The following is a 21,371-nucleotide window of genomic DNA, read 5'->3' on the forward strand; positions in this document are numbered from 1 at the left end:
CCCCCCGCGCTCATGACGACAGAAAGTCAGTTGAAGCAGTGCTCGGGGCCGGGGAAGGTCCCCTCGCTCACCTGCTGCACGTAGAGACGAATGGCGGCACGCATGTCACCGGTCTCGGCCAGGAAGTTCTTGGTGAACTTGGGCACATAACCGGAGGTGATGCCGAAGGCATCGTGCATCACCAGGATCTGGCCGTCGGTGGCAGGGCCGGCACCGATGCCGATCACCGGAATGCGCAGCGCCTTGGTGATGCGCTCTGCCAGAGAGACGGGCACGCACTCGAGTACCAGCAACTGGATGCCAGCCGCTTGCAGCTCCAGCGCCTGGCGGTAGATCTCCTGGGCATGGAACTCGTCGCGCCCCTGCACCTTGAAGCCGCCAAACACGTGGACGGATTGCGGGGTCAGGCCGAGATGGCCGCACACCGGCACCCCGTTACGGGTCAGGTGGCGGATGGAGTCGCACAGCCAGTCCCCCCCTTCCATCTTCACCATGCGGGCACCGGCCGCCATCAGGCGCGCCGCGTTCTGGTAGGTCTGCTCCGGGGTGGCGTAGCTCATGAACGGCATGTCGGTCACCACCAGGGCATTGGTGGTGCCGCGCACCACGCAGCGGGTGTGATAGACCATCTCGTCCATGCTGACCGCCAGGGTGTCGTCTCCGCCCTGCAATACCATGCCGAGGGAGTCGCCGATGAGCAGCACCTGGGCGCCCTCGTCGTCGAACAGCTTGGCGAAGGTGGCGTCATAGGCGGTGATGGCGGTGATTTTCTGTCCGTCCTGCTTCATCTTCTGCAGGTGGGTAGTGGTGATCTTGCTCATTACGTTGTTCCTACTCTTCTCTACTCGCCTGCTGCACCGGCCAGGATCGCGAGTCCATTGCGCGGGCAGCGGGCAACCAGTTCGGTGAGCGGGGTGCCGCAGGGCAGCACCAGGGAGGGGGCTATCTCGGCAAGGGGGAGCAGGACGAACTCCCGCTCCTTCATGCCATAGTGAGGCACCGTCAGGCGCTCATGCCGGATGACCTCGTCGCCGTACAGCAGCAGATCGAGATCCAGGGTCCGGGGGCCCCAGCGCTCATCCTTGCGCACTCGCCCCTGTGCCTGCTCGATGCGCTGCAGCTCGTCCAGCAGCGCCAGAGGGCTGAGGCGGGTGGCAAGGCGCGCCACGGCATTGACGTAGTCCGGCTGATCCGCAGGGCCCATGGGGCGGCTGCCGTAAAGGTGGGAGGTCTGCAGCAGCTCTGACTCGGGCAGGGTCGCCAGCGCGGCGATGGCGCGACGAGCCTGGCCGAGGGGGTCGGCCAGGTTGGAGCCGATGGCGACGAAGACCTCGATCATCGGCGGATCCTTACTCTGCCGACTTCGGCTTGCGGCGACGGGGGCGACGGCGGTTGCGGCCATTGCCGCTGCGCTTCTCGCCATCACCGCTGCGGGAGTCGGCGCGCTCGCCGCTCGCCGGGCGGCGGGTCGCCTCCCGTTGCAGTTGCGGGCGCACATCCGGGTTGGAGGCAACATAGCGCTCCCACCAGCTCGCCAGCTCGCCGAGGCCGCGCTCGACCCGGTTGCGCAGCAACAGGAAGTCGAAGGCCGCACGGAATTTCGGGTGCTCCATGGCGCGCTCGGGGTGCTTGCCCTGGCGGCGGGTCAGGCGCTGCTGCAGGGCCCAGATGTCGCGCACGTCCGTGGTGAAGCGGCGTGGCACGGCGATGATCCGCACCTGGTTGTCCAGCACCTCGTTGATGGCCAGCATGAAGGCGTCGTACCAGGGCAGACCGCTCTCGTTTTCCAGCACGCGGCCGCGGGCCTCGACGGCGCCCCACAGCAGGGTGGCGTAGAGGAAGGCGGGGGTGACGCGCTTATCTTCACGGACCCGGGTATCGGTGTCCATCAGCGCCTGCTCGATGAACTGCTCGTAGGGCGAGTTGCCGTGGGGCGTGAACAGGGCGGCTACCTGGGGGAACAGCGGCTGGAACAGCCCGTATTCCCGCAGCAGCTTGTAGGTGGCCAGACCGTCCCCCGCCAGGAACAGCTTGAGGGTCTCCTCGAACAGGCGGGCGGCCGGGATGTCCTGCAGCAGCGGGGCGAGCTCCCGGATGGGGGCGGCGGTGCGCGGGCTGATGGTCATGTCGAGCTTGGCGGCGAAGCGCACGGCGCGCAGCATGCGCACCGGATCTTCCCGGTAGCGGGTCTCGGGGTCGCCAATCAGCTCCAGTCTGCGCGCGGCCAGGTCTTCCAGCCCACCCTCGAAATCGTGCAGGGTGAAATCCTTGGCGCTGTAGTAGAGGGCGTTGACGGTAAAGTCGCGACGCTCGGCATCCTCTTCGATGGTGCCGTAGACGTTGTCCCGCAGCAGCATGCCTTCATCGGACTGGGCCGACACATGCTTGCTGGTATTGACCTGATGGTGGTGACCCCGGAAGGTGGCCACTTCGATCACGTCACGACCAAAGACGATGTGGGCCAGGCGGAAACGGCGGCCGATGAGGCGGCAGTTGCTGAACAGCGCCTTGATCTGCTCCGGCGTCGCGTCGGTGGCGATGTCGAAATCCTTGGGGGTCTTCCCGAGCAGCAGGTCACGGACACCGCCGCCGACCAGGTAGGCCTCATAGCCCCCCTTGTTCAGGCGATAGAGCACCTTGAGGGCATTCTCGCTGATCTCTTTGCGCGAAATCGGGTGCTGGTCACGGCTCAAGGTACGGCGCTGTCCGGCGACACGGGCCGGAATGGGGGACTCCACCGACTGCTCGCCGTCTTCCTTGCCGAGCACTTTGCGGCAAAAGTTTGCGATCTGGGAAAAAATGGTACACCTCGTTATGACTTCAAATTGACGGGAGGCCAAAAAAATAGCGGCCTATCATAGCTCAGCCCCAACCAAATGAGAAACGGTGTGGCCTGCTTCCCCTTGATTGGTCCTTTTGGGGCAAGAAATGCAGCCGGGGCTAGCTTTGCCCTTGCGGGCTCTTCTGCTGGCGGGGCACCCGGGCCAGCTGCCAGTGGGCGATGCCCCAGCCGATGATCTCGTCGATCCGGCTCGCCATCAGCTCGGGCGGCGGGCACTGACCGAGAAAGTGCAACGCCTGCCACAGGGCCGGTCGTACCTCGTCCTGCGACAGCGCCGGCGCATGGTTCTGCTTGGAGAGCTTGTTGCCATCCGCTTGCACCGCCAGCGGCAGGTGCACCCAATCGGGGACGGCAGCCCCCAGAGTCTGGTAGAGGGCAATCTGGCGCACCGTGGGTTCCAGCAGATCGGCGCCGCGGACGATCTCGGTGATGCCGCTGTCCATGTCATCCACCACCACCGCCAGGTTGTAGGCGTAGAGCCCGTCCCGGCGGCGCACGATGAAGTCCTCCTCCGCCAGCGCCGCGGGGACGGAGATCTCTCCCTGAAGCGCATCCTCGAACCGATAGACCGGGTGGTGCTGGCGCAAACGGGCGGCACACCCCTCGGCGGTCAGCCCCAGGGCGCGGCAATGACCGTTGTAGAATCCCCCTGCGGCCATGATTTCGCGCCGGGTACAGCGGCACCAGTAGAGATCCCCGGCCCGATAGAGCTGATCGATGATCTCGTCATAGCGGCCATGGCGCGCGCTCTGGAACATCACCTCCCCATCCCAGCCAAGACCGTGTGCCTCCAGGGTGGTGAGGATAAGGTCAGCCGCTCCCGGCATCTCCCGCGGGGGGTCGATGTCTTCGATGCGCACCAGCCAGCGGCCCTGCTGCGCCCTGGCCTGCAAGAAGCTGCCAAGGGCGGCGACCAGGGATCCGAAGTGGAGCGGACCGGACGGCGAGGGGGCGAAGCGGCCCACATAGGGGCGTCGGGAGGGGGGGGAGGTCATGACCATGGCAGTTCGGGTAGGCGATGCATTGAGGCTGCATTCTGGGACGGCCCGACCAAAAGCTCAATAAAAAAGGGAGCCTAGGCTCCCTTTTCGTTTCTGTGGATGGGCGGCATCAGCCAGCCATCTGTTTTTCCTTGATCTCGGCCAGCGTCTTGCAGTCCACGCAGAGGTCTGCGGTCGGACGGGCTTCCAGACGGCGGATGCCGATCTCGATGCCGCAATGCTCGCAGTAACCGAAGTCATCTTCTTCGAGCAGCAGCAAGGTTTTCTCGATCTTCTTGATCAGCTTGCGTTCACGGTCGCGGGTGCGCAGTTCGAGAGCAAACTCTTCTTCTTGCGCGGCGCGATCCACGGGATCCGGGAAGTTGGCAGCCTCATCCTTCATGTGGTCGACGGTGCGATCAACTTCCTGCATCAGTTGGTTGCGCCAGGCTCCCAGGATCTTGCGAAAATGTACCTTCTGTTGGTCATTCATGTACTCCTCACCGGCTTTCATCTGGTAAGGCTCTACACCCGCAATGGCCAGGGGGCCCAGAGATTTCCTGTTTTCGCCTGTTGGCATGCCCTGTCTCCTAATTCAGCACGCTACCCGTGCCATCCATAAATTGAGGGCGACATCTATAGCAGAAGGGTCAACGGGAGGCAAACAAGCCTTATCAATAATGTTACCCACTTCTGCATTTATTCTCTGCCCTCGGGTAGCATATGGTCAGATTCAAATGGGATAAAATCCTGAGCCACCATGCCCTGCACCCCAACATGGGGGCGATAGCATAAAATTTCAACCCCTGCCGCCATCGCCTGTTCAACAAGCTGACTATAGTGCGGATCGATATGGGCTGCAGGGCGCATTCTCGCGATGCCGGAGTGCAATACCATGAACAGCAGCACGGCCCGGTGCCCTGCCGCCTTCATGGCCATCAATTCACGCAAGTGCTTGGCGCCGCGGGTGGTGACCGCATCGGGGAAGTACCCCATGCCGGGTTGCTCCCGCTCGTCGAGCAGGGTGACGGATTTCACCTCGATGTAACAATCCGGCCTGTGGTCATCTTCCAGCAGCAAGTCGATGCGGCTGTTCTCTTCCCCGTATTTCACTTCGGTGCGCAGCCTGGCATAGCCTGCCAGGGGGGCGAGAGCGCCCTGTTCGATGAGCTCCCGGGCGATCTGGTTGGCACGGGCCGTGTTGACGCAGATGAAGTGACCCGCCGGGCTCTCGGCGATTTCCCAACTGTTTGGCAGCTTGCGCTTGGGGTTGTCGGATGTGGAGTACCAGACCCGGGTGCCCGGCAGGGCGCAGCCGGTCATGGCACCGGTATTGGCGCAGTGGATGGTGATCACCTCGCCGTTGTCGAGCGCGACATCCGTCAGAAAGCGCTTGTAGCGGGAGATCAGCTGCCCGGACTGCAGGGGGGGATCGAAGATCATGGGGTGAGCTCCTCGCGGTGCGGGTTTTTGACGCGGGCCCGCAGGGGCCAGCAGGCGAGCGGTTCGTAGTGGACGCCGTCCGGCGTGCTGACGGATTGATAGAGGCAGAAGCGATCGGCCCTGAGCAGAAAATCCGGCGCAGGCAGCTCGCCGGGGGCCTCGCCCGCCTTGCGCGACAGGGTGACGTGGGGGCGATAGCCCTGCTCGCCGTTGCCCAGCCCGAGTGTTTCTCCGTGGCGGCGCAGTGCCCTCGCGAGCACGGTCAGCTCGTTCGGCCACTCACCGGGGCCCACCCAGGCGGCTTTGGCGCGCTGAAACCAGCCGGTCTGATCCAGATGGACGCTGAAAGGGGGGCAGTGCTGTCGCTCGGCGGCCGCGATCAGGCGAGCCTGGGTCGTTTCGTCGGCCTCCCCGAGAAAGGCCAGGGTCAGATGCAGGTTGCTCTCGGGCACCGGCTGGCCGGGCCAGGGGCGCTGGTCTCGCCAGGTCGCAAGCTCGGGGGCAAGCTCTGGCAGGGGCAGGGCAAAGAAGAGTTTGGGCATGCGGCGTGTCGGTCCTCGTGATGGGCATCGGATAATGGCCATTCTATGGCAGCCGCTCCCGGGATGTCTTGCCGTGTTGCACCTGACGCTTCCTGCCCCTGCCCGGCAGGGGCGCTTACGATGGCCGGGAGGCTGTGGCAGAATGGACCCCTTTTCAGAAGTGTCACAGAAGGTGCCCATCGCTTTGTCTTCCCTCCCCATCGTCCCGGTGTTGCCCGAACTCTTTGCAGCCCTCGACAACCATACCAGCGTGATCCTGCAGGCGCCCCCCGGCGCGGGCAAATCGACCCTGCTGCCCCTGGAGCTGGTGCGCCAGCACCGGCTGCCCGGGCGCATCATCATGCTGGAGCCCAGGCGCCTTGCGGCGCGCAACATCGCGAGCTTCCTCGTGCGTCAGCTGGGGGAGAAGGTGGGCGAGCGCATCGGCCTGCGAGTGCGCGGGGAGAGCCGCACCAGCAGCCAGACCCGGCTCGAGATCGTGACCGAGGGGGTGCTGACCCGGATGCTGCAGCAGGATCCTGAGCTCACCGGCGTGTCGCTCGTCATCTTTGACGAGTTCCACGAGCGCAGCCTGCACGCCGATACCGCGCTGGCCTTCGCCATCGAAAGCCAGCAGGGGTTGCGTGATGATCTCAAGCTGCTGGTGATGTCCGCCACCCTGGATGGCATGGCCCTGGAGCGCCTGCTGCCAGGCGCCCCCGTGGTGCGTTCCGAGGGGCGCGGCTTTCCCATCGAGTACCACTATCGCCCCGCCAATCGCCAGCAGTGGTTGGAGCCCCAGGTCGGCGCCGTGGTGCTGGAGGCGCTCGCCAGTCAGGCTGGCAGTGCCCTGGTGTTCCTGCCGGGACAGGGGGAGATAGAGCGGCTGGCACAGTGGCTGGAAGGGCGGTTGCCAGGGGATGTGACCCTGGCTCCCCTCTATGGCCGTCTTGACCTCGCGGCCCAGCAAGCGGCCATCGAGCCTGCGCCTGCGGGTCGTCGCAAGCTGGTGCTCACCACCAACGTGGCGGAGACCTCCCTCACCATCGAGGGGATCTCCGTGGTCATCGACAGCGGATTGGAGCGGCGCGCCACCTTCGATATCAAGAGCGGCGTCACCCGGCTGGAGACCCGGCCCATCGCCAAAGCCTCCGCCACCCAGCGGGCGGGGCGGGCAGGGCGGCTTGGCCCCGGCGTCTGTTACCGCCTCTGGAGCAGCGAGGTGCAGGAGCGCCTCGCCGAGCAGAGTCCCCCCGACATCCTGACGCAAGAGCTCACCGGCCTGCTGATGGACGCCGCCCAGTGGGGGGCCCGGGTGGAGGCGCTGCCCCTGCTGGACATGCCTCCCGCCGCTGCGGTGGCCAGCGCCCGGCGGTTGCTGGTGGCCCTGGGCGCCATGGCCCCGGAGGGTGAGCAACAACTTACCCCGGCAGGCCGTGCCATGGCGGCCTTCGGCACCCATCCCCGCCTCGCCCGCATGTTGCTGCGGGCCCGGGAGCTGGAATCCGAGGGTCTGACAGGGATTGTCGCCGATGCGGCTTTCCTGGTGGCGCTGCTGGAAGAAGATCTGCGAGGATCGGAGCGCCTGTCCGTGCTGTTCCACCGCCGTCAGGGCGCCCTGCGCCAGGGGGCGGCCCGCTGGTTCGAGCGGCTCGGCGTGCGGGCAAGCAGCCCGCAGGGTCAATGGCTGGGGTTGCTGTGCGCCCTCGCCTGGCCCGATCGCATCGGCAAGCTGCGCAGTGGCAGCCGCTATCAGCTCAGTGGCGGGGTGAGCTGCGATCTGGTAGAAGGGCATCCCTGCCAGGGGCAGGGGGCCATCGTGGCCGTCGAAATGGGTCAGAACGAGCGCGGCAGCCGCATCTTCATCGCCGAGCCGGTGGCGCTGGATGAGCTGGTGCGCCAGCTGCCCGAGCTGGTCGGCGAGCGCCAGTGGTTCGACTGGGACGATCGGGAGGAACGGGTGCGTGCGGAGCGCCAGCAGGTGCTCGGCGAGCTGGTGCTCGGCCAGCGGCCGCTGACGGATCTCTCCGATGAACAGAAGGGGCGCTGCCTGCTGCAAGGCATCCGGCGCAAGGGGCTGCACGTGCTGCCCTGGGACGAGAGCAGCGAGGGGCTGCTGGCCCGCTTGCGCTGCGTCCGCGACTGGCTGCCCGACGAAGCCTGGCCCGCCACGGATGAGGAGAGCCTGCTGGCCGACCTCGAGCAGTGGCTGCTGCCGGCGGTGAGCGGCATGACCCGGCTGGAGCAGTTGAAGCGGCTCGACATGAGCGACATCCTGCGCCAGTCTCTGCCCTGGCCCCTGCCAAGGCGGCTGGACGAGGCGCTGCCGAGCCACTTCACCGCACCGACCGGCAGTCGGGTGCGGATCCGCTACCAGCCGGGTCAGGCGCCAGCGATCCCGGTGCGCATCCAGGAGATGTTCGGGCTGGGCGCCACCCCATGCGTGGCCGATGGCCGTGTGCCCCTGGTGGTGGAGCTGCTCTCCCCGGCCCAGCGCCCCTTGCAGATCACCGCGGATCTCGCCGCCTTCTGGGCGGGATCCTATGAGCAGGTGAAAAAAGAGATGAAGGGGCGCTACCCCCGTCACTACTGGCCGGACAACCCGCTGGAGGCGATGCCGACCCGGGTGACCAAGAAGAAGATGGGATTGCAGGAGTAGCCGACGGGACAGTGATCGGTCGGTACGATCAGAACAAGATGGCGGTGGCACAGTCCCCCTCCACAACAGGCATCGCAGGCCGCTCGCATCAGCGGGATGGCGAGGAGAACGACAAGAGGATTTATGGCAACCCAACGACGCAAGCGCACGCCCAAGAAGGCGGCGCCCAAACGCACCATCTGGCGCACCCTGTTCTGGCTGGGCTTCAAGCTCTCTCTGGTGGTGGCGGCCTTCATGGTGGTGTTTGGCATCTATCTCGACACCAAGGTGCGCGAGCGCTTCGACGGCGAGAAGTGGCAGTTGCCGGTGATGGTCTACAGCCGCCCGCTGGAGCTCTATCCCAGCCAGCGGCTCTCCCAGACCCAGATGCTGCGCGAGCTCAACATGCTGAGCTACAAGCAGGTGCGTCAGCCGCATACCCCGGGTGAGTACGCGGTGAGCGGCAATCGCATAGAGCTGGTGCGCCGGCCGTTCGAGTTCCACGACGGTGCCGACGGTGCCCGTGGCCTGCGCCTCACCTTCAACGGGGCGCGCCTCGAGGGGATCCAGTCCCTGGAGAACCAGCGCCAGCTCGGCTATGCCCAGATGGACCCGGTGCTGCTCGATCGCCTCAACACCGAGGATCGGGAAGACCGCCTGCTGGTGCGCCTTTCCGAGGTGCCGGACAGCCTGCTGGTGACGCTGCTCACCACGGAAGACAGGGACTTCTACCAGCACGGCGGCGTTTCGCCGGTGGCCATCATGCGCGCCATGGCAGCCAACCTGCTGGCGGGGCGCACCGTGCAGGGGGGCAGTACGCTCACCCAGCAGCTCGCCAAGAACTTCTTCCTGACCCGTGAGCGCAGCCTGTGGCGCAAACTGCAGGAAGCCTACATGGCGGTGCTCATCGACTACCGCTACAGCAAGGACGAGATCCTGGAGGCCTACCTCAACGAGGTCTATCTGGGGCAGAACTTCTCCCAGGGGGTCTACGGCTTCGGGCTCGCCTCCTACTTCTACTTCGGTATTCCGGTCAACGAGCTGGACATCGATCAGGTGGCCCTGCTGGTGGGCATGGTGAAGGGCCCTTCCTATTACGATCCCTGGCGCTTCCCGGACCGGGCCAAGGCGCGCCGGGATCTGGTGCTGAAACTGCTGGCGGATCACGGCAGCCTGACCCAGGCCGAGTATGACCTGGCCAGCAAGCAGCCCCTTGGCATCATCGCCCGCGGCCAGATGAGCTATGGCCGTACCCCGGCCTTCATGGGGCTGCTCAAGCGGGAGATCCAGAACCGCTTCGGCCCGGATCTGCTCAAGCAGTCCGGCCTCAAGATCTTCACCAGTCTGGATCCCATCGCCCAGCACGCCGCCGAGCAGGCGGTGGAGTCGGGTCTGGCCACCATCGAGAAGCAGCGTGGCAAGAAGAAGCTGGAGGCGGCCATGGTGGTCTCCGACTGGCACAAGGGCGAGGTGGTCGCCATGGTGGGGGGACGGGATCCCCGCTACGCCGGCTTCAACCGGGCGCTGGATGCCCGCCGTCAGATTGGCTCCCTGGTCAAACCGGCGGTCTACCTGACCGGCCTCTCCAACGGCCTGACCCTGGGCACGCCGCTTAAAGATCAGCCGATCCGCATTCGCGGCCAGGATGGCCAGATCTGGACGCCGCAGAATTACGACCGCAAGTTCCGCCAGAGCGTGCCCCTGATGGAGGCGCTCGCCAGCTCCCTCAACGTGCCGACCGTCAACCTCGGTATGCAGATAGGCCTGGACAAGGTGGTGGACACCCTGCACAAGCTGGGGGTGCAGCAGGAGATCCAGCCCTATCCGTCCCTGGTGCTGGGGGCGGTGGCGCTCTCGCCCATGGAGGTGAACCAGATGTACCTGCCCATTGCCAACCAGGGGTTGACCCAGCCCCTGTCGGCCATCCGGGCCGTGGTGAATGGCGAGGGACGCCAGCTCTACCAGCATGACGAAGCGGCCAAGCGAGTGACGGATCCTCAGGCAAGCTGGCTGACCCTGTTCGCCATGACCAAGACGGTGAGCCAGGGGACGGCCCGGGCGCTCGGTGCCAAGTTCCCCGGGGCCACCATGGCCGCCAAGACCGGTACCACCAACGAGCTGCGTGACTCCTGGTTTGCCGGGATGGACAACAACGAGCTGGTAAGCGTCTGGGTCGGCCGTGACGACAACACCCCGGCCGGGCTGACCGGTGCCAGTGGCGCCTTGCAGCTGTTCAGCGGCTACATGAGCCAGCGAGGGGTCAACAGCCTGGGGCTGAAGATGCCCGAAGGGGTGAGCTGGGCCAACTTCTCCCGCTCGAGCGGTGCCCGGGTGGCCAGTGATTGTCCCGGCAGTCTCCAGGTGCCGGCCAAGCTGGCCGGTCTGGCCGAGCCCATGAGCTGTGCCAGTCCGGTCTCGGACCCGGCGAATGCCCTGGACAACTGGTTCAACGGTTTCTTCAACTGACGAAGACGGGCAGCGCAGGCTGCCCGTTTTGCAAGGATTGCCATGACCCATCCCCTGTTTGAGGCCATCCATCACGTGGCCATCATCGCCAGCGACTATCCGCGCTCGCGCCACTTCTATCACCAGGTGCTGAGGTTGCCCATCATTGCCGAGACCCTGCGGGCCGAGCGTCAGTCGTGGAAGCTGGATCTGGCGCTGCCGGACGGCAGCCAGTTGGAGCTGTTCAGCTTCCCGGCGCCGCCACCGCGCCCCTCCCGGCCGGAGGCGTGCGGGTTGCGCCACCTGGCGTTTCGGGTGGCGGATCTCGACCGGGTCATCGCCCACCTGGAGCAGCACGGGGTGGAAGTGGAGCCGGTGCGGGTGGACGAGCTGACCGGCAAGCGCTTTACCTTCTTCGCCGACCCCGACGGCCTGCCGCTGGAGCTGTACGAGGTAGCGCGTTAGGCTGCCTGCAGCAATCTGGGTGATCGGTTTGACCATGAAAAGGCCGCCCTGGGAACAGGGCGGCTTTTTTCATGGGGTTGGAGAGGGGATCATGCTGTGGTCAGCAGGGCGACCGCCACCGCCATCACCACCATGCCGAGCCAGCCGACGGGTCTGAGGCGCTCGCCGAACAGCAGCAGGCCCCCGAGGGCGGTGCCCAGAATGCCGATGGCGCCCCAGGTGGCATAGGCCACGACCAGATCGATCTTGCCGGTACTGACCGCCTCGCTGAGCAGAGTGAAGGCACAGAGCACCAGCAGAATGCCGAGGACGCCCCACCCCTTGTCGCGAAAACCGATGGAGCGGTTGATTGCCATGTTGGCGCCGATATCCAGCAGGGCGGCGCCCAGTACGATGATCAACGGGTGCATGGGGCTTCCCTCCTCTGGCGGGTGGGGGCTGGTGCATCATGGGTCTCGCCCAGGGTCACCATGACAATCCCCACTATGGCCAGCGCCAGTCCGATCCACTCCTGGATGCTCAGCTCGTAGCCGAGGAACAGGACGGAGACGGCGGTGATGAGGGCGATCCCCAGCCCTTCCCACAGCGCAAACGCGATACCAATGGAGATTGTCCTGGCGGCCTTGGCGAGCAGCAGGTAGGAGAGGGTGATGAGGAGCCACATCGGCAGATAGTGGATCCAGCCGCTCTCGCTCTTTGGGATCAGGGCCATGGAGGAGGTGCCGGCGACCTCGGTCAGGATGGCCCCCGTCAGGAAGAGGCGGGCCAAAAGCAGGGGACGGGATGACATGCAGTTTCCTTCTGTTGCTGCGACGATGAGAGGATAACGGCACCCGAAACGGGCAAGGTTATCGCTGAGCGTCGAAAAAGCTGTCGCTGCTAGTTTGCCTTGGGGGCGAGTCAGGGGATAAGGTGGTGATGGAATAATCTGCCGCCAGTTTGAAGCCATGAAGCTAAATCAGATACAACTCTTTGTAGAAACAGCAGACAGTGGTTCGATAGCCAATGCCGCCAGACGACTTGGCAAGAGTCGCAGCGCCGTGAGCTCGGCGATTGCTACCCTGGAAGTGGAGCTTGGCGTCGAACTTTTCGAACGAGGGGCGAATCAGAGCCGGCTGACCGAAATCGGCGAGCAAGTGCTGGACGACTGTCGGCGGCTGTTGCAGGCCGCCAACAGCCTGAAGCTCAAGTGCGAGCACCATGCCTCCGGTGCCGAGGTGGCGCTGCGGGTAGCCCGGGACGACGCCATTCCCGAGGTGGTATGGCGCGAGATGCTGGGGGCGCTGCGTCGCCAGTTTCCGGGCACCAGCATCTCCCTGGTGCTGGCCTCACCGCCGGAGCTGCCGGCCCTGGTGGAAGAGGGGTTCGTGGATGCCGCCTTCGGCCTCATCACCGAGGAACAGGAGCGCAGCGGTCTTTGCATCGACGTGCTCAACCCGATCCGCACCCTGATGGTGGTGGCGCCAAGCCACCCGCTGGCTGGGCTGAAGCGGGTGTTGCAGCAGGATCTGACCGATCACACCCAGGTCACCCTCTCCTATGTGGACGCGTTTTCGGTCAAGAGCCTGCTGCCCATCGGGGGGCAGCATATCGGGTTGTCGAGTTTCGAACTGATGCGGGATGCGGTGCTGGATGGTCTGGGCTGGGCGGTGCTGCCTTCACCCCTTATCCAGAGCCAGCTGCGCCAGGGGGAGCTGCTGACCCTGAAGCACAAGTTCAGTCTGCAGTGGCGCGATTACGGAGTCTATCTGTCGGAGAACGCCCATCACGGCAAGGTGCTGGCCTGGCTGAAGAAGGCCATAGAAGCCTATCTCGAACCCTTCGAGTAGCCGCTAACCGGGGTGGGCACCCCGGTTGGCAGTGAGAGGGGATCAGCGCAGGCCGTGACGGGGGACGCGCTGGCGGGAGCGAAATGGCAGCAGCAGGAGGCCGAGCAGCAGATCCCCCGCCAGGGAGGCCAGCAGACCCGCCGCCACGCCGCAGAAAATGGCGGCCTGTTTGAGGGGGACCACATAGCCGTAGTTGTGCAGGGTATCCTGCCAGAGGGCGGGATCGGCGCGCAGCAACAGGTGGGAGAGCTGCTGGTACCAGGGGCTCTCCCGCACGGCGATCTCCCCCTGAAGGTGCTGCTGCTGGTTCACCAGTTGCTGGAGGCTGGTGGCATCCTGGGTGAAGACGGGATCCTGGCTGGCACCGTAATGGGCGACCAGCGCCTGCAGATCGCCATTGAAGTGCTGGTCCGCCGTGCGCTGGAAGGGGGCCAGCGCCAGACCTGCCTGCTGCAGCCGGGCATCCAGCCGCTGGAAGTAGAGATCGACCAGCCCGGGGATCTGTACACCTGCCAGCAAACCGAGGGCAAACAACATCATGCGAAGGTAGCTGCGCATCATCATCATCCTGAACGAAGGGAGCGCCCATACTAGCCGCAACCGGTGGGTGAGCCAAGGAGGGGGCGCGCTTGCCTACCCGGTCGGCGGAGCCAAAAGAAGATCCAATGGAATACCTTTGTTACACGAATTCTTACACTTTTGTGATGCAAGTCATCTTGCGGCTGGCCTAGAATGAGCGTTTTTCGAAGGAAACGTCGGCATGAGCAAGTTCATTCCTTTCTATCTGGCCGGAGGCCTCATCGCCTTCAGTTGGGGCGCCCTGCCTGAGCACGGCCCCTGGGATGGGTGGGATCTCGCCCTCTTCCAGCTGGTCAATGGCTGGATTGGCCACTCCCCCCGTTGGGCCGATCTGGTGGCCATCACCAACAACCGCCTGTTCGATCTGGCCGCGCTGGCCTGCATGGGCGGGATCCTCGCCAGTTGCTTCTTCCGTGCCGACGGGCAGGAGCGCCGTCGTCTGGTGGCCATGGGGGTCGTGATGCTGCTGGGGGCCCTGGTGATCAATCAGCTCGGGCATCTGTTGCCGGTCAGCCGTCCCAGCCCCACCTTGATGGTGGACGGAGCATTGCGCCTGACCGAGATCAGTGCGATTCCCACCAAGGACTCCGCCGGTGACAGCTTCCCCGGTGATCACGCCCTCTTCCTGATGATCTTCGCCGGTTTTGCCCTGCGCTATCTGCCGCGCTGGGCCGGGGTGGTTGCGGTGGTGATGGTGCCCCTGTTTTCGGCGCCCCGCATCCTGGCGGGTGCGCACTGGATGACGGACGTCTATGTGGGCGCTCTTTGCCTCTCCCTGATCTGCCTGCCGCTGCTGTTGCTCACTCCCGTGTCGGATCGCCTGATCGACCGCCTGGCTCCCCGGCTGCCACGCTGGATTGCCTGACGGAGAATGAAAAAAGAAGGCGGGTCACCCCGCCTTCTTTCGTTTACGCCTCACCGGTGCTGTGGTCGTCGCGAAATGACCAGGACTACGCCCGATGAGCCCGGGCTGTCGCCCTCCCAACCAGTATGGATAGCCCCATTCGGGTTCTGCCAGCCAAAATAGTCGCGGCCAAACGTTTGCATCCGTCCTCTCATGATCCTGGCCAGGATTTTTTCCCTCCGCTGCCTTAGAATCGCCGCCCGTTGTTGGAGGTCTCCCCATGCTTGTCACTTTTCTGCGTCTCTTGTTTATCGGTTGTGCCCTGGTCTTTCTCGTTATGCTGGTCCGTGCCTGGTGGCACAAACGGCGTCATGGCCAGCTCGAAGCCACCCCTTTCTGGCCGGTGGCGGCCATCGGCTTTGTGGCCAATTTTCTCGATACCCTGGGGGTAGGGAGCTTTGCGGTGAAGACCGCCTGCTACAAGCAGTTCAGGTTGATCGATGATCGGGTGCTGCCCGGTACCCTCAACGGCCAGTGCGTGCTGCCGACCGTGACCCAGGCTCTCATCTTCATCGGCGTGGTCAACGTGGATCCCGTCACCCTCATCAGCATGATGGCGGCTGCGGCGGCCGGTGCGGCCTGGGGCGCCCGTTACGTGGCCTCCTTTGATCGCCAGACCATCCGGCTGGTCATGGCGGTCTCCCTACTGGTGGTCGCCGGTCTCATCTTTGCCGGCCTGCTCGGGCTCTTCCCCCTCGGTGGCGAGGCCATGGGGCTGAGCGGTTACAAGCTGGGGATCGCCCTTGCCGGCAACTTCCTGTTCGGAGCCCTGATGAACGTCGGTATCGGCCTGTTCGCCCCCTGCATGACCCTGGTCTATCTGCTCGGCATGAACCCGCTGGTGGCCTTCCCCATCATGATGGGATCCACCGCCGTTCTCAGCGTCTTCTCGGCGGGGACCTTCATTCGCAAGGGGGCTTTCGATGCGCGGGCCGTGCTGGCGGTGGCCATCTTCGGCCCCATCGGCGTGGTGCTGGCGGCCATGCTGGTCAAATCCATGGAGATGGAGATGCTCAAATGGCTGGTGGCCTTCATCGTCATCTATACCTCCTGGACCATGTACGCCTCCTGGCGGGCGGCTCGTCGCCCCACCGCGCAGCTGGCTGCGGATATCGCTGGTTAGCCTGCACCAGCGCGGCTTCCGCCCTGGCACCGAGAAACACATAGAGCCCCAGCGCCAGCAGCAACCCCACGGCGCAGCCCATCACCCCCACCGCAGGCCAGAGCAGTTCGCTCTGGCCGAGGGATCCCTTGAACAGCAGCAGCAACCCCTCGATGGAGACCGCGATCAGGATGGCGGCGATAAAGCGGGTAATGGTGCGCCGGATGGCGCTGTGGCGGAAGATGTCCTTATGCAGCAGCACTTCCTCTTCGAGGATGGTCTTGCCGAGATCGAACACCGCCAGCGCGAGCGTGAGGAAGATGATGGCGCTGAAGGCGCCGAGCCGGTTCTGCTGGGTGCCGCACAGCAGCAGATAGAGCTGTTCCAGCCCGTGCCAGATGAGGGTGCCGACGATGAGAAACAGGGCCAGACTCAGGACGACGTAGACGGCCCTGAACCAGGGAATGGCGCGCCGCCGCTCTCTGTCCCCCATCAGCCAGGCGATCAGCTGGTGCAGGTTGATCTCCAGCTCCCGGCCATGGCCCTGCACCAGCAGGCGCAGCTGCCCCTGGGCCGCCGGAACGGGCGCCAGTATGGCTGGCCTGATCTGGGGGGGCAGGCTCTTCACCTCCTCGACGAAGGCATAGGTCTTGAGAGACGCCTCGGGGAGGGTGAGGAGCCCCAGCAGCAGGGGGGCCAGCTCGGTTTCGTACTCCTGATAGCGCCGCAGCACATCGATGGGGCTCATCTCTGCCATATACACCTCGGTCCAATGGGCTCCTGAGCAGGGGCCTGCAAATTGTGGGCCCGATTTATGACAGCCCGTGTACGGCGCGGCGCACCAGCAGGTGGCAAGGTTCCGGTGAGGGACTTAAGGATGCACCACTATGGTGCCTTGTCGGGACGAGCAAACAAAAAAGGGCCCCATCGGGGCCCTCTGCACATCTTGCTGCTTGTCAGCCAGCCAGCTTGGCGAAGCTGCGCTCGGCGGCGGCCAGGGTGTGTTCAATCTCCTTGTCGCCGTGCGCCAGCGACAGGAAGCCCGCCTCGTAGGCGCTCGGTGCCAGATAGATACCCTCTTCCAGCATCAGATGATAGAAGCGCTTGAAGCGTTCCATGTCGCAGCGGGTCACCTGCTCGTAGCGGGTGATCTCGGTCTCGTCGGTGAAGAAGAAGCCGAACATGCCGCCCACGTAGTTGATGGCAAGCGGGATGCCGTGCCTGGCGGCGGCCGCTTTCAGCCCTTCGGCGACACGGGCGGTCTTGGCGCTCAGCTGCTCATAGAGGCCCGGCTCCAGCAGCAGATCCAGCATGGTGAGGCCGGCGGCCATGGCCACCGGGTTGCCGGAGAGGGTACCAGCCTGATAGACGGGGCCGGTCGGGGCGATGTGCTGCATCACCTTCTTCTTGCCGCCGAAGGCGCCCACCGGCATGCCAGCACCGATGATCTTGCCGAGGGTGGTGAGATCCGGGTCGATGTTGTAGTGGCCCTGGGCACCACGCAGGGAGACGCGAAAGCCGGTCATCACCTCATCCAGGATCAGCAGGGCGCCGAACTCGTCACAAATGGCGCGCAGCCCTTCCAGGAAGCCGGGCACCGGCGGGATGCAGTTCATGTTGCCAGCGACCGGCTCGACGATGATACAGGCGATCTCGCTGCCGTACTGGGTAAAGGCTTCGCGCACCGAATCCAGATCGTTAAAGACACAGGTGAGCGTGTGTTTGGCGAAATCGGCCGGTACGCCCGGGCTGTTGGGCTGACCCAGGGTGAGGGCACCGGAGCCAGCCTTGACCAGCAGGGAGTCGGCGTGGCCGTGGTAGCAGCCTTCAAACTTGACGATCTTGTCGCGACCGGTATAGCCGCGGGCCAGCCGGATGGCGCTCATGGTCGCCTCGGTGCCGGAGTTGACCATCCGCACCTGCTCCATGGAGGGGACGATCTGGCGCACCTTCTCGGCCATCAGCACTTCGATCTCGGTCGGGGCACCGTAGCTCAGCCCTTTTTCCACCGCCTTGATGACGGCGGCCTTGATGGCCGGGTGGTTGTGGCCCAGCAGCATGGGGCCCCAGGAACCGATGTAATCCACATAGGCCTGGCCGTCCACGTCATAGAGGTAGGCGCCATCGGCGTGATCGATGAAGCGGGGTGTGCCGCCGACCCCGTTGAAGGCGCGGACCGGTGAGTTGACGCCGCCCGGAATGGTCTGGCGGGCCTGTTCAAACAGCTGATCTGATTTTGACATGGATCATCCTTAATGGGATTTTGGTCGTTACCCGGGCGCAGGCTGCCGATTGCGGCTCGGCAGGGGATGGCGGGAGGAGTATGCTTTGCGCTCTCGCCCCGGACTCTCGCCCGTGATACATGAAACGGGCCGACTATAGCAGAAAGGCCCAGAGCTGGGCAGCCGAGGCCGAGGTGTGTCTGGTCCTCGTTAGATGAGCGTGATTATCCATGGAGCAACAAGCCATTCCTTCCGCCGACGCGGCCTCGCTGCGTCGTCCTCCAGTCTTGCAGCGCCTGATACGGCGGGACAAGATGCCGCTGCTGGTGCTCCTGTTGGCGGCCCTGGTCGGCCTGCTGGCAGGCCTGGTGTGCGGATTGTTCGAGTCTTGCGTTCACTGGCTGGCCCAGCAGCGTGTCGACTTGCTGGCCGATCGCCCCTGGTGGCAGCTCGGCCTGCTCGGCTTTGGTTTCAGCGCCCTGCTGGGGTTGGTCGGCTATTTCCTCACTCATGCCTTTGCCCCCGAGGCGGGGGGATCCGGTATCCCGGAAATTGAAGGGGCCATGGACGACCTGCGTCCGGTACGCTGGTGGCGGGTGTTGCCGGTGAAGTTTTTTGGCGGGGTCTGTACCCTGAGTTCCGGCATGGTGCTGGGGCGGGAGGGGCCCTCGGTGCAGATTGGGGGCAACCTCGGCAAGATGGTGGCGGATATCTTCCGGTTGCCCAAGGAGCATGGCCACGCCCTGCTGGCTGCCGGTGCGGCGGGTGGTCTCGCTGCGGCCTTCAATGCCCCGCTGGCAGGGATACTGTTTGTCATGGAAGAGATGCGACCGCAATTTCGCTACTCCTTCCTCGCCATCAAGGCGGTCGGGATTTCGGCCGTCATGGCGACCCTGATGCTGCAGAACATGAAAGGGCAATCCCCCGTCATCATGCTGCCTCACTACGACGCGCCGGCCTTGAAGGCGCTCTGGCTGTTTCTCTTCATGGGGGGCTGCTTTGGTGTGCTGGGGTTCGTCTTCAACAAGCTGGTGCTCGCCTGTCAGGATGGTTACCTGGCATTGCATCAGAACAAGCGCCACCGCTTCGTCATCATCGGCATGGGGGTGGCTGGAACCTTTGGCATGCTGTCGCTGTTCGCCCCTTCGGTCACTGGAGGGGGAATCGAGCTCATCCCGCATCTGACGGGGGGAGACTATGCGATGGCGACGCTCTTCATCATCTTCTCGGTGCGACTGGTGGGTACCCTCATCTGCTTTTGCTCGGGGGCCCCTGGTGGTGTCTTTGCGCCGACCCTGGCGCTGGGCACCCTGTTCGGTGTGATCTTTGGTCACCTGTTCCACTCTGCATTTCCCGATCTCGGCATCGAACCGGGCGCCTTTGCCATCGCCGGCATGGGGGCGCTCTTCGCCGCCACCGTGCGTGCCCCCATTACAGGCATCGTGCTGGTGACAGAGATGACAGACAACTATCAGCTGATCCTGCCCATGATGATCACCACCATAGGGGCAACCCTGGTGGCGCAATGGTTGGGGGGGCGCCCTATCTATTCCCAGATCCTGGAGCGAACTTTACGGCTTGCTGCGCGTCAAAACCGGGGTGAAAGCAGCATCGCGACCGGTTAACTCTTTGTTTATCCGTATCAATCCGGCATGGTCGCGTATAGTGAAAAGAAACCGGCCGTGTTGATGTCGGCATATAGAAGAGGCCTTATGTCCCAAATCGTGAAGTTATTGGTGGTGCTGGCCGTGGGGGCATGTATCGGTTATGTCGTCGGGAACAGACAGGAGCTGGCTCAGAGCAGCCTGATGACGGTGCAGCAAGAGACGTTGGAGCGTCAGAGCAAGGCCATTGCACAACTGAAGACGGATCTCGGCGTCAGGGAGACCCTGCTGGCGACCCAGAAGGCCGCCTTCGAGCAACTTCAGCAGACGCTCAAGGATCAGGAAGCCCAGGTACAGGAGCAGAAACGCCAGCTGGCCTTCTTCGAGCGCATCATGCGTCCCACCGGCGAACAGGTGGGGGTATCCATCGACAATCTGACATTGCAGGAGACGAGTGTGCCGGGTCGCTACCACTATCGTCTGGCGCTCACACAACCCGCCAAGAAGCGGGAGTTGTTTCGGGGGCAGGTGCAGATCCGGCTCGAAGGCAGTCTGGCTGACAAGCCCAGGATCCTCAGTGGCCGGGATCTTGGCATGAAGGTGGGGGAGGGACACTACGCGTTGCGATACTTCCAGCTCTTGGAGGGCAATTGGCAGCTTCCCTCAGGCTTCATCCCGGACAGGGTGAGAATCCTCATCCCGAAGGCGGGTCGGCAACCGGCCCAGGAGCTGGTTGCTGAGTGGAACGAGGTGCTCAAGCCTCTGGTCGCTCAACCAGCCCCCTTGCCGGCAGCGCAGTAAGAGAGTGGTGAATACTTGAACTAAATGGTCGGGTATTGGATAATTTCGCGGTTTCCATGTTTGTGGATGTAACGGTTGTGAGGTCAGCAATGAGTGCAGTAGCAGAAGCCCCCTTGCCCATCCAGATGACGGATGCGGCAGCCAACAAGGTAAAGACCTTGATCACCGAAGAAGAGAATCCCGAACTCAAGTTGCGGGTCTACATCACTGGGGGGGGCTGCTCCGGTTTCCAGTACGGTTTCACGTTTGACGAGAAAATCAATGATGGCGATACCGTGGTCGAGAAGAGCGGCGTCACCATGGTGATCGATCCCATGAGCCTGCAATACCTGGTCGGCGGCAGCGTGGATTACACCGAAGGCCTGGAAGGTTCCCGTTTCACCGTGACCAACCCCAACGCCACGACGACCTGCGGTTGCGGTTCCAGTTTCTCCATCTGATCTACAAGCAGCGTGATGTGAAGGGCCCCGAGGGGCCCTTTTCATTTTTGTGTGCCTGGCGTGGCTGGCATGTAGATCTTGATGTGGCGAAAACGGGTACCGATTGGTAGCGATAGAGAAGGTGTGCAGGCTCATTTAGATGAATCGTTGATGGTTTTTTAGTCTGGTTGGTTGTTGATTAAACACCTGAACGTCTTTTTCAAATAAACACGTAGTTTTCGCTTGTCAGCGAGAATCATATCCCTATAATGCGCCTCCATCAGCACGGCGCAGTGCGTGTCTGGTCCACCTTGCAAAGCAAGCAGGTGAGGGTTATAGTTTCAGACCCTGCTCTTTAACAATTTGAATCAAGCAATCTGTGTGGGCACTCACAGCATCGAGCATCAAAAACAATTTTTGATATCAATGTCTGATGAAGTGACCAAAGCAACTGAAAGTTGCAGCAGTTAATTCAGCAATTCATTGAGCCGCTTTTCGAAGCAACCAAACTTAAATTGAAGAGTTTGATCATGGCTCAGATTGAACGCTGGCGGCAGGCCTAACACATGCAAGTCGA

21 protein-coding genes and 1 rRNA gene are annotated in these 21,371 nt (G+C 63.7%); 10 read left to right on the forward strand and 12 right to left on the reverse strand.

Annotated elements, in window-relative coordinates; translation table 11 throughout:
• Positions 1-26: 26 nt before the first annotated feature.
• From panB to thpR, 7 genes are all read right to left on the reverse strand, one after another.
• Positions 27-821 carry a 3-methyl-2-oxobutanoate hydroxymethyltransferase gene (gene panB, locus OKC41_RS05730; RefSeq protein ID WP_039040847.1) on the reverse strand — a complete coding sequence of 265 codons (795 nt, stop codon included), beginning with the start codon at positions 819-821 and terminating at the stop codon, positions 27-29.
• A 20-nt stretch (positions 822-841) separates the two neighbouring features.
• Complete coding sequence (gene folK / locus OKC41_RS05735) at positions 842-1,339, reverse strand: 2-amino-4-hydroxy-6-hydroxymethyldihydropteridine diphosphokinase (RefSeq protein WP_039040848.1); 498 nt, start codon at positions 1,337-1,339, stop codon at positions 842-844.
• 10 nt (positions 1,340-1,349) lie between these two features.
• Complete coding sequence (gene pcnB / locus OKC41_RS05740; protein WP_201894666.1) at positions 1,350-2,840, reverse strand: polynucleotide adenylyltransferase PcnB; 1,491 nt, start codon at positions 2,838-2,840, stop codon at positions 1,350-1,352.
• 100 nt (positions 2,841-2,940) lie between these two features.
• Positions 2,941-3,843 (reverse strand): tRNA glutamyl-Q(34) synthetase GluQRS, encoded by a 903-nt coding sequence (gene gluQRS / locus OKC41_RS05745; protein WP_201894667.1) that lies wholly within the window; start codon positions 3,841-3,843, stop codon positions 2,941-2,943.
• Positions 3,844-3,952: 109 nt separating this feature from the next.
• Positions 3,953-4,402 (reverse strand): RNA polymerase-binding protein DksA, encoded by a 450-nt coding sequence (dksA, locus tag OKC41_RS05750; protein WP_029314801.1) that lies wholly within the window; start codon positions 4,400-4,402, stop codon positions 3,953-3,955.
• A 119-nt stretch (positions 4,403-4,521) separates the two neighbouring features.
• Positions 4,522-5,265, reverse strand: coding sequence for a DNA/RNA nuclease SfsA (gene sfsA / locus OKC41_RS05755; RefSeq protein WP_010675569.1), 744 nt, complete (start codon positions 5,263-5,265; stop codon positions 4,522-4,524).
• A complete protein-coding gene (thpR, locus tag OKC41_RS05760) occupies positions 5,262-5,807 on the reverse strand; it encodes an RNA 2',3'-cyclic phosphodiesterase (protein WP_270671785.1) in 546 nt (181 codons plus the stop codon). Before thpR ends, sfsA begins: the two co-directional genes overlap by 4 nt.
• A 184-nt stretch (positions 5,808-5,991) precedes the next feature.
• On the opposite strand from thpR, the gene hrpB reads away from it, so the two are divergent.
• The 3 genes from hrpB to OKC41_RS05775 all read left to right on the forward strand — a co-directional run bounded on the left by hrpB (position 5,992) and on the right by OKC41_RS05775 (position 11,334).
• Positions 5,992-8,445 carry an ATP-dependent helicase HrpB gene (gene hrpB, locus OKC41_RS05765; protein ID WP_270671789.1) on the forward strand — a complete coding sequence of 818 codons (2,454 nt, stop codon included), beginning with the start codon at positions 5,992-5,994 and terminating at the stop codon, positions 8,443-8,445.
• Positions 8,446-8,568: 123 nt separating this feature from the next.
• Complete coding sequence (gene mrcB / locus OKC41_RS05770) at positions 8,569-10,890, forward strand: penicillin-binding protein 1B (RefSeq protein WP_010675566.1); 2,322 nt, start codon at positions 8,569-8,571, stop codon at positions 10,888-10,890.
• 42 nt (positions 10,891-10,932) lie between these two features.
• The gene (locus OKC41_RS05775) at positions 10,933-11,334 is read left to right on the forward strand and encodes a VOC family protein (protein WP_270671786.1); all 402 of its coding nucleotides are present in this window, start codon (positions 10,933-10,935) and stop codon (positions 11,332-11,334) included.
• 89 nt (positions 11,335-11,423) lie between these two features.
• Here OKC41_RS05775 and OKC41_RS05780 read toward each other — a convergent pair whose 3' ends face one another.
• On the reverse strand, positions 11,424-11,744 hold the full coding sequence (locus OKC41_RS05780) for an SMR family transporter (protein ID WP_270671787.1): 321 nt from the start codon (positions 11,742-11,744) through the stop codon (positions 11,424-11,426).
• Positions 11,732-12,124 carry a multidrug efflux SMR transporter gene (locus OKC41_RS05785; protein WP_045521922.1) on the reverse strand — a complete coding sequence of 131 codons (393 nt, stop codon included), beginning with the start codon at positions 12,122-12,124 and terminating at the stop codon, positions 11,732-11,734. The genes OKC41_RS05780 and OKC41_RS05785 overlap by 13 nt, the downstream gene beginning before the upstream one ends.
• 157 nt (positions 12,125-12,281) lie before the next feature.
• Here OKC41_RS05785 and OKC41_RS05790 point away from each other — a divergent pair, with 157 nt between their 5' ends.
• A complete protein-coding gene (locus OKC41_RS05790; RefSeq protein ID WP_039040858.1) occupies positions 12,282-13,163 on the forward strand; it encodes a LysR family transcriptional regulator in 882 nt (293 codons plus the stop codon).
• A 42-nt stretch (positions 13,164-13,205) separates the two neighbouring features.
• Here OKC41_RS05790 and OKC41_RS05795 read toward each other — a convergent pair whose 3' ends face one another.
• Positions 13,206-13,721, reverse strand: coding sequence for a DUF2937 family protein (locus tag OKC41_RS05795; RefSeq protein WP_010675561.1), 516 nt, complete (start codon positions 13,719-13,721; stop codon positions 13,206-13,208).
• Positions 13,722-13,923: 202 nt separating this feature from the next.
• Between OKC41_RS05795 and OKC41_RS05800 the strand changes: the two genes are divergently transcribed.
• Together OKC41_RS05800 and OKC41_RS05805 are read left to right on the forward strand one after the other, a co-directional pair.
• Positions 13,924-14,607, forward strand: coding sequence for a phosphatase PAP2 family protein (locus OKC41_RS05800; RefSeq protein WP_010675560.1), 684 nt, complete (start codon positions 13,924-13,926; stop codon positions 14,605-14,607).
• A 259-nt stretch (positions 14,608-14,866) separates the two neighbouring features.
• A complete protein-coding gene (locus OKC41_RS05805; protein ID WP_201894669.1) occupies positions 14,867-15,769 on the forward strand; it encodes a sulfite exporter TauE/SafE family protein in 903 nt (300 codons plus the stop codon).
• On the opposite strand, the gene OKC41_RS05810 is transcribed toward OKC41_RS05805, so the two are convergent.
• On the reverse strand, positions 15,684-16,505 hold the full coding sequence (locus OKC41_RS05810; protein WP_201894670.1) for a hypothetical protein: 822 nt from the start codon (positions 16,503-16,505) through the stop codon (positions 15,684-15,686). The two genes, OKC41_RS05805 and OKC41_RS05810, sit on opposite strands and share 86 nt — an antisense overlap.
• 199 nt (positions 16,506-16,704) lie before the next feature.
• Positions 16,705-17,991 carry a glutamate-1-semialdehyde 2,1-aminomutase gene (gene hemL, locus OKC41_RS05815; protein ID WP_103259584.1) on the reverse strand — a complete coding sequence of 429 codons (1,287 nt, stop codon included), beginning with the start codon at positions 17,989-17,991 and terminating at the stop codon, positions 16,705-16,707.
• A 209-nt stretch (positions 17,992-18,200) separates the two neighbouring features.
• Between hemL and clcA the strand changes: the two genes are divergently transcribed.
• The 4 genes from clcA to OKC41_RS05835 all read left to right on the forward strand — a co-directional run.
• Positions 18,201-19,595 carry a H(+)/Cl(-) exchange transporter ClcA gene (clcA, locus tag OKC41_RS05820; RefSeq protein ID WP_039040862.1) on the forward strand — a complete coding sequence of 465 codons (1,395 nt, stop codon included), beginning with the start codon at positions 18,201-18,203 and terminating at the stop codon, positions 19,593-19,595.
• Between the two features lie 87 nt (positions 19,596-19,682).
• Entirely contained in the window at positions 19,683-20,375 is a 693-nt protein-coding gene (locus tag OKC41_RS05825) for a DUF6776 family protein (protein ID WP_201894671.1), read from the forward strand.
• An 89-nt stretch (positions 20,376-20,464) separates the two neighbouring features.
• Complete coding sequence (gene erpA / locus OKC41_RS05830) at positions 20,465-20,815, forward strand: iron-sulfur cluster insertion protein ErpA (RefSeq protein WP_010675554.1); 351 nt, start codon at positions 20,465-20,467, stop codon at positions 20,813-20,815.
• Positions 20,816-21,306: 491 nt separating this feature from the next.
• Positions 21,307-21,371: ribosomal RNA gene (locus OKC41_RS05835) — 16S ribosomal RNA — on the forward strand; the annotation flags it as partial.

Source organism: Aeromonas sp. QDB17 (assembly GCF_027705305.1).
GTDB lineage: Bacteria > Pseudomonadota > Gammaproteobacteria > Enterobacterales > Aeromonadaceae > Aeromonas > Aeromonas caviae.